Here is a 7,226-nt window from a genome sequence, read left to right as displayed (position 1 = left end):
TTCTGTCTTCATCCTCAAGAGGGCTATGAGAGTCTAAGGAGCTTGTGTGTGCCGAGGTGGTGTTTCCCCACTGCTCTGAAAGGTTAGAAGTCCCAGGGTGCACGTTAGAAGAGAAGGCTTCGTCGTTGGCATCTTTTATCTTCCAGAGGAGAAAGAGGACTGCCAGCAGTAAAAGTATCCATTCCATAGCTCACCTCCTATCTCTAAGAATTTGGAAAGGCTTCATCGTTGGATTTTTTAATTCTCCATATAAGAAAGGCAAGCACTAAAACCAAAACTAACCACTCCATCGCTACCCTCCCATATTTATAATGTATCCTCCTTCTCGCAAACTTCTCAGAAACTCAAGGTCAAGCACTTGCTCGTAGGTTCTGTCTTTGCTACTGTAGTTGTATATGTATCCCTTGTCGTAGTGTCCAAAGGCTACGCCAAAAAGATATGCCAAAGCGACAGGGCAGGAAAAGAAAAAGTGAATTGCCCTATAGGCTTTCTTACCCTTTACCTCTTGCACCGCAGAGGAGATTTCTTGAGCTATCCTCTTGAAATTGCTTGGCTCAAGGTTTCCTCTGGAAGACTCTGTAGTAAGGAGCAAAAGGTCTGCCTTAATGCCCTTGCTCTCTAAGAAATGCTCCACGTCCGCAGTGGGATTGTGGTGGGAGAAAAAGAGGACTACCGCAAGGTCTTCTCCACCTTCTTTTAGTTCACTCTTCACAAATTGGTAGTCCCTTGTGTGCTCCTTTATCTCCCTTGTGTTTTGTAGGTCAATGGGAAAGTATTTTCTCTCACTGCTATGGTAATGATAGAAAACAGAGGGTCTTGTGTGTCCGTAGAGTATTCCCAAGGCAAAGGAAAGGCTCGCAGGTCCGTTTACCACAATATGAGCTTTTAGCCTACCTATGAGGGTATAGTCAAGAAGGCTTATGAGCCCAAAAAACCTCTTTGCAGTTTCCTGCCATCCGATACCACTTAGCTGACCTGTTTGTATGACAAGTTTTGATGGGTCTATGCGATGGATATTTTTTAAGTTTAGTAGGTTTTCCTCCTTATGGAAGAACTCCTCAAGCCTTAAGTGGTCAATGGAAACCGCCACAGGGACTTCCACAATATTTGCACTTAGCCAATTCAAAAGGTCATCCACCTTAGGAAGATGAAAGGGCATAGCCAAGTGCATGTTGAACCTTTCACACACCTCAGACTTTTTATCTAAAGAGTCCACCTTCACTATCCTACCATCCTTCCTAACTCCACCGCTCCAGCAGAGGTTTGGTGGTAGCCTTTTCTTTTCCGCATCCATACACAAAGCCAAGGTCAAAGAAAGTTGAAAGCTGTTTCCCACAAACTCACTGTCAAAGATAACACTAACAGACCCAGACACAAAGCCTTTGGAACGCAGATATTCCACCACTGGAGTGATATACCTTTTCTTTTCTGGTAGGTTGCAAAAGACCTCTGGTGTATCCTTTATTGCCAGACCCCTTATTAGCTTGCCATCCCTTTCAGAGACCGCAGGAAACTCAAACTCCACATAGGGATTTTCCAAAAGTGCCTTTGCGGACGCCTTCTTTATACCCAAAGCCTTGGCAAGTTTTTCCTCATCAAAATACCTTTCAGAAAGGCGTAGATGCTTTACCAGAGCAAAATGCACCCCAGGGCTTAAATAATCCCACTGCCTTATAAGGTCTACAAGGACTTCTTCCAAGTCTCCCCTGTAGAGAAACTCTATAAGGTCTTTTTCCTTGAAAAGGCTAAAGTTCCACAACCTTTAATTCCTCCGGAATGTTTATTCCAAAGAAGTTTCCAAGAATCTCCAACCTTGGAGACTCTACCTCACCCTCAAAGACCACCACAGAACCCAAAAGCACCCTAACAACCTTACCCACAAACTCTATAGGCAAGTAAAGCCTTAGCAAACCTTCCTCCAAAACCACAAAGAAATTCCCTACCTTGAAGTATCTATTATCCGCTGCGAGAGCATAAGTGCGTATCTCTTCAAGAGCCTTTTCTGTATCTGTTGAAAGCCTTATAACCTGTGCCTCTTCCCTTTCTGCAAGCTCCGCCTGAGCCAGCAGTGAATACATGGTCCACTTTGCCCACCGCTTAGAATTGAGTTTGATGAACCTTCTCGTGGCAAACTTTAGCTCCTTTTCCCTTGATAGGTATTCTTCTATTTTGCTTAGCTCCTCTTCAGGCAGTTTACCTATGACCTGACTGTAGTTTTCTATAAGCTCCCTTCTTAAATAATCCCATACTGGAACCACACCCAGTTTAAGCCCACGAGACCTTAGCTCGTAAATAGGCGTGGAGTTAGGTAAAACCTGCAAATAGGAAGTGAGAGGAACTGTTTTGTATAGACCCTCTTGGACTTCTTGCAAAATAACAAACCTCTCCACAGGCACAGACCAGAGCTCCCTAATCTGCCCCACTTTTGGCTCCTTTTTATGAGGAACTTCCAGAAGCTCATCGCTCCCTTCTTTCAAGTTCTTCTCGTATATCTCCAAAAGCTCCAATTCCAAACTCATGGCACGTCTCCTCTTTCATTACATATATAACCCCTTTTTTGACAAACCTCTGACAAAAACCTTTCCACCATCGCCCTTATCTCCTCTGGAGAGGCATCACCTAAAATCTCCCTAAGTTTACCCTTCCGTAGCCTTTCCCACCTCTTATATAGGTTATCCTTAGAAATATCCCTCAGTTCTATCTCCGAGTTATATAGATACTTATAAAAGTAATAGCATAGCACTACCATATCCCCGTCTTTGAGATTTTTCATAAGTGCCTCAAAAAGCGTGCTACCCTCCACTTCCGCAAAGTGATGTCTTGTATCTCTAAGGTTATCTTCATGAACTACAGGCTTTGCATCCTCCTCTTCAAAAACCTGTTCCTGAAGGCTGTAAACCTCTATCTTTTCGCCGTTTATAATGTCTACTAAGAAGTTTCTTATGAGGGTTTTCAAGTAATGCAGGTTTATATACTCTAACCTCTGCAGATAGTCTTTGTTGTTTATTAGCCTAAGCCTCAACTCAGATAGGACTTCCTCCTCGTAGTCATCTCCGAATTTTCTCCTTAGCAAGGCATCCATATACTGGCTCAATGAGGACCTTATTAGCTTTTTCATATAGTTCTCTTCCTTTACACCACCATACAAAAAGCCAGAGATAAGTTGTTTGTAGTCCCTCATCTAAAATACTCCCTTCTTAAGCTATCAAGAAACTCAAGGTCTCTACACGTGCCACAAAATTCGTATTTAAACTCCCTAAACCTATCCTTATGCACCATATAGGCAAGCACCTCTTGTCTATTTCTGTCTTTTAAAATAAAGCACTCTACATCAAGGCTTTGACATGCTTTATTTTTACCCTTATAGCAAAGGCTAAGGTCTACCCTGCGTTTTGAGTAGGTTTTTGTAGTTAGAAAGACAATATGGTAAAAGTCCCTTTCAAGCCTTCCTATAAAAGGTCTTCTCCTTCTTGTCTTGTATACTCCAAGGTCTAACCTGAGAAGGTCTTCAAGCCTTGATAAGGTCTCACCGGTAAAAACCCCCAAGAACCTCTCCCCAGAAGACACAATTTTCTCTTCGTCCCCTAACTTTTTCTCAAAAAGTTTCTCAAAACCTTTGAGCTTTTCCATCTGTTAATAAGATTATAGCTCAGTCTTCTTTGACTGCTACCATATCAAAGATAACCACCTGCTTTTTGTTGTTCACGTAGCACATGCGAATATCATTGTCAAAAGTCAAAGAAGAGGCTACCACGCTAAAGGTTTTAGTCCCAGCGGTTATGTCTATTAAGATTTCCTTTTCCTTGTAGCCCTGTGCCTTGAGAGTTTCTATTGCTTTGTTGAAAGTTCTCTGTAAGCTCAACATATCCTCATAGTCCACTGCCTCACTAAATTCAAAAAGATCGTGTTCTATATCCACCCTTGTCCGCATATACTCAACAAAATCCTCAGAGTGTTTTGCACTTTCCAGAGAAGGAATTACCAAAATTTTCTTTAACTTTGCACCTTGCTCTAAACACTTTTTTAACAAAAATTCCTGCTGACTCCAATTATTAGCTCGCATTGGGTCAGGATTAGGTATGCTCAAGCCCATTAGTAGCACCTTTACCCTTTTGAGCTCTTGCTGGTCGTAGGTTTCCACTTCGTATTTAACCCCTGCTATTTTGCTTATTAAACGTTTCAAAAGCCAGTAGAGTATTAGGAGAATGAGGATAGACAAAACCAAGAGAATTAGAGACACCCATTCGTTTGGCAATAGCTCACCTAAGAGGTCTTTTATGCTATCTGGAAACCACCCATAGAAGAGGGCTACCAATAAGACTATAGCCAAACCTTCCTTACTTTTTATGTCTCCAAGAAGTTGCCTTAGGTTTTTTTGAACTTCTGCAACTTTCATAGTTCATAAGTATATAGGTCTTAGTGTGCTTTCTTACCTTAGTTTTACGCATATGGATAAAACATTCACTCTTTCTGAGTTTCATTATAATCTTTATTTATGGGTAGAGGGAATACTTCTCCATGCGACTCCTCAAACTCGTTAGATTTATTAGAGTGCATGAAATTTAAAAGCGAAAGACCGCTTAATGCCTTTAAGATAAACGACTTGTATGTTATTGGAGTTTATGAAGGCAAGCTAAGTGAATACGACATAATAATAAGGTATAGACAAAAGAACAAAAACACTGGAGAATGGTCTAAAATAAGAACTCCAAAACATATTCATTGGACAGTGGATATGCTTTTGAAAATGCTTTCAAGTCCAGAGCTTACGAGAGAGTTTTTGGATTTTCTTGCAGAAAGATGGGAAAAAGTAGAACCTTTAAGAAGTGAAGAAGAGAGAAAATTGAGAACCAGTTATGAGTATATAGCTAAAACCTATGAAAAGGAGCTTGATAGATATTTTGAGCTGGGAAAGTATGGGGAATATTCCATAAAATTTCTAATTTTCCTTGCAGAACTATTGATGACTCAAGAGAAGACAAACAGGGAAGATGCATATATGTTTAGGAAACTCCTTGACGCTATTAAAAGAGGAGAGGAGATATACAAAATTATTAGCATTGCCACTCTCAAGGGTGGTTAATCATGAAAATTTTTACAAAGAAGACAAAACCCAAACCCTTTGTAAAATGGGCGGGTGGGAAAAGGCAAATAGTAAACTTGCTGGTAGCTTATATGCCAAAAAACTATGGAACTTACATAGAGCCTTTTGTAGGAGGTGGTGCTCTGTTTTTCCAAATTCAGCCACGAAAGGCTATAATTGGAGATATAAATCAAGAGCTAATAAACGCATATCTTGTGATAAAAGACCATGTGGAAGACCTCATAGAAGACCTAAAGACACACAAAAACACTCCAGAATATTACTACAGGATAAGAGCCATAGACCCCAAAAGCCTTGACCCCATTAAAAGAGCAAGTAGGTTTATTTACCTTAACAAAACTTGCTACAATGGACTATACAGAGAAAACTCTAAGGGAGAGTTCAATGTGCCTTTTGGAAGATACAAAAATCCCAAAATAGTGGATGAAGAAAACCTCAAAGCGGTTTCTGAATTTTTAAGGTCATGCGATTTAGAGGTGTTGTGTGGAGATTTTGAAGAAACATGCAAAAAAGCAAAAGCGGGAGACTTTGTCTACTTTGACCCTCCCTACTACTCTACATTTTCAAACTACACAAAGGAAAATTTCACAGAAAAAGACCATATAAGGCTTAGAGACTTGTTTGTAGAATTGGACAAAAAAGGAGTTTATCTAATGCTGACAAACTCCAATACTGACTTTATAAAAAACCTATATAAGGGCTACAGAATTGAAGTTGTAAACACAGCAAGGTTCATAAACTGCAAGGGAGATATGCGTGGAAAGGGAGAGTATGAGTTAATTATTACCAACTATTGACAGTGGTCATTGAAGAAAATACCAACTTTCCTTTAATATTCAAACATGCGTTGGATAAGACTAAAAAGAGGCAAGATAAAAGTTTATGGCAAACAGGGAAAACTTCTCCCAAAGGGCATGGCAGAGGAACATACCGCCTTTCTGCATAATCTTTTAAGCAACGATATAAGAGGTATGAAGGAAAACACACTTACCTACAACCTTTGGCTAAGACAAAACGGTTTTCCCATAGGAGAGTTTTATGTATACAAGCTCGCAGACCACTACCTTCTTGATACGCCTTTGGACGTTAGCCATGTGATTGAGGAGTTTAACCGTCTTAAACTTTCTATGAGGGTCTACTTTGAAGCCCTTGATATAGAGCATATTTTCCTATTTGGAGAGGGTGTAAGGGAGTTTATAAGAGAGCATTTTGGTGTGGAGCTTGGAGATTTTGAGGTGAAATCTCTTGACAACATGCTTTTAACCCGCAATCCTATAAGACTAAGGGAGGAGGGTTATGAGATAATAGGTCAAGTTTCTGAACTTCCATTGGATACGAAGGATATGCTATCTGAGGAGGAATACGAAGACATACGCATCCAAAGGCTTATTCCAAAACTTGGAAAGGAACTAAGGGAAGGTTTTTCTCCTCTGGAAGCCTGTATTTTAAAGGAAGCCATTAGCCTCACAAAAGGCTGTTATGTGGGTCAAGAAGCCATAGCAAGGGTCTATTATAGAGGAAGACCTGCGAGGGCTTTGGCACTCCTTGAAGGAGAAGGTCTAAGGGAAGGAGAAAAGATAAGAACAGAGAACAAAGATATAGGAATTATAACTTCTGTAAGTCCGAGAAGTAGTCTTGCTCTCGGATACCTTTTGAGAGCAAAGGTAGAAGAGCAAAAAGACTTTGAGACAAGCGAAGGTAAGAGGGTAAGAGTTTTAAAACTTTGCGAAGATTCTAAAGGGTAGAATATTTAACATTATGCGTTTGACGGAGGAAGAAAAAAGAGCCCTTAAGAAGGCTTTGGAAGGCTTTGAAGGGGAGGTTTATCTATTTGGTTCAAGGCTGAGAGAAGACCTAAAGGGTGGAGATATAGATATTTTGCTAATTCCGAAAAACCCTGAAAACCCAGTGGAGCTTGCACTAAGGGTTCAAACCAAGTTTCTTTTGGAATGCGACCAGAGTATTGATGTGTTGGTATACAGAGACACGGAGTTTTATAGAGAGGTTTTGAAGAATGCAAAAAGAATTTCTCTTGAAGAGCTTTGAGGACTTACTTAAAGCCAAAAGACTCTTGGAGTTTTCTGTGAAAGGCTATGTGCCCTACGACCCAAATAAGAGCTAT

At 40.4% G+C, this 7,226-nt stretch carries 10 protein-coding genes; 4 read left to right on the top strand and 6 right to left on the bottom strand.

What is annotated here, in order from left to right; all coding sequences use genetic code 11:
• The 6 genes from WKI49_00640 to WKI49_00615 form a co-directional block, all read right to left on the bottom strand.
• A partial coding sequence (locus tag WKI49_00640) for a hypothetical protein (GenBank protein ID MEJ7621005.1) occupies positions 1–187 on the bottom strand: 187 nt, incomplete at its 3' end.
• A 105-nt stretch (positions 188–292) separates the two neighbouring features.
• Positions 293–1,759 (bottom strand): SAVED domain-containing protein, encoded by a 1,467-nt coding sequence (locus WKI49_00635; GenBank protein MEJ7621004.1) that lies wholly within the window; start codon positions 1,757–1,759, stop codon positions 293–295.
• Positions 1,746–2,519 carry a hypothetical protein gene (locus tag WKI49_00630; protein MEJ7621003.1) on the bottom strand — a complete coding sequence of 258 codons (774 nt, stop codon included), beginning with the start codon at positions 2,517–2,519 and terminating at the stop codon, positions 1,746–1,748. The genes WKI49_00635 and WKI49_00630 overlap by 14 nt, the downstream gene beginning before the upstream one ends.
• A complete protein-coding gene (locus WKI49_00625; protein MEJ7621002.1) occupies positions 2,516–3,181 on the bottom strand; it encodes a hypothetical protein in 666 nt (221 codons plus the stop codon). Before WKI49_00625 ends, WKI49_00630 begins: the two co-directional genes overlap by 4 nt.
• On the bottom strand, positions 3,178–3,630 hold the full coding sequence (locus tag WKI49_00620) for a hypothetical protein (protein MEJ7621001.1): 453 nt from the start codon (positions 3,628–3,630) through the stop codon (positions 3,178–3,180). The genes WKI49_00625 and WKI49_00620 overlap by 4 nt, the downstream gene beginning before the upstream one ends.
• Before the next feature lie 19 nt (positions 3,631–3,649).
• Entirely contained in the window at positions 3,650–4,396 is a 747-nt protein-coding gene (locus WKI49_00615; protein ID MEJ7621000.1) for a hypothetical protein, read from the bottom strand.
• 159 nt (positions 4,397–4,555) lie between these two features.
• Between WKI49_00615 and WKI49_00610 the strand changes: the two genes are divergently transcribed.
• Genes WKI49_00610 through WKI49_00595 form a run of 4 tightly spaced genes read left to right on the top strand, consistent with a single transcriptional unit; the run spans position 4,556 to position 7,150 of the window.
• Positions 4,556–5,083, top strand: coding sequence for a hypothetical protein (locus WKI49_00610; GenBank protein MEJ7620999.1), 528 nt, complete (start codon positions 4,556–4,558; stop codon positions 5,081–5,083).
• 2 nt (positions 5,084–5,085) lie between these two features.
• Positions 5,086–5,901, top strand: a complete 816-nt coding sequence (locus tag WKI49_00605) for a DNA adenine methylase (protein MEJ7620998.1) — start codon at positions 5,086–5,088, stop codon at positions 5,899–5,901.
• A 45-nt stretch (positions 5,902–5,946) separates the two neighbouring features.
• Entirely contained in the window at positions 5,947–6,849 is a 903-nt protein-coding gene (locus WKI49_00600) for a folate-binding protein (GenBank protein MEJ7620997.1), read from the top strand.
• 13 nt (positions 6,850–6,862) lie between these two features.
• The gene (locus WKI49_00595) at positions 6,863–7,150 is read left to right on the top strand and encodes a nucleotidyltransferase domain-containing protein (protein ID MEJ7620996.1); all 288 of its coding nucleotides are present in this window, start codon (positions 6,863–6,865) and stop codon (positions 7,148–7,150) included.
• Positions 7,151–7,226: the final 76 nt, after the last annotated feature.

The organism is Aquificaceae bacterium (assembly GCA_037722135.1).
GTDB classification, from domain to species: Bacteria; Aquificota; Aquificia; order Aquificales; family Aquificaceae; genus Pampinifervens; species Pampinifervens sericum.
Note: the sequence above shows the minus strand (reverse complement) of the source record. Positions and strands in the feature narration are given on the sequence as shown.

What these genes read in the sequence shown, in the direction of transcription:
- WKI49_00595 (MEJ7620996.1), top strand. Translation starts at nt 6,863, where the DNA reads ATGCGTTTGACGGAGGAAGAAAAAAGAGCCCTTAAGAAGGCTTTGGAA.
- WKI49_00620 (MEJ7621001.1), bottom strand. Translation starts at nt 3,630, where the DNA reads ATGGAAAAGCTCAAAGGTTTTGAGAAACTTTTTGAGAAAAAGTTAGGG.
- WKI49_00610 (MEJ7620999.1), top strand. Translation starts at nt 4,556, where the DNA reads ATGAAATTTAAAAGCGAAAGACCGCTTAATGCCTTTAAGATAAACGAC.
- WKI49_00605 (MEJ7620998.1), top strand. Translation starts at nt 5,086, where the DNA reads ATGAAAATTTTTACAAAGAAGACAAAACCCAAACCCTTTGTAAAATGG.
- WKI49_00625 (MEJ7621002.1), bottom strand. Translation starts at nt 3,181, where the DNA reads ATGAGGGACTACAAACAACTTATCTCTGGCTTTTTGTATGGTGGTGTA.
- WKI49_00615 (MEJ7621000.1), bottom strand. Translation starts at nt 4,396, where the DNA reads ATGAAAGTTGCAGAAGTTCAAAAAAACCTAAGGCAACTTCTTGGAGAC.
- WKI49_00600 (MEJ7620997.1), top strand. Translation starts at nt 5,947, where the DNA reads ATGCGTTGGATAAGACTAAAAAGAGGCAAGATAAAAGTTTATGGCAAA.
- WKI49_00630 (MEJ7621003.1), bottom strand. Translation starts at nt 2,519, where the DNA reads ATGAGTTTGGAATTGGAGCTTTTGGAGATATACGAGAAGAACTTGAAA.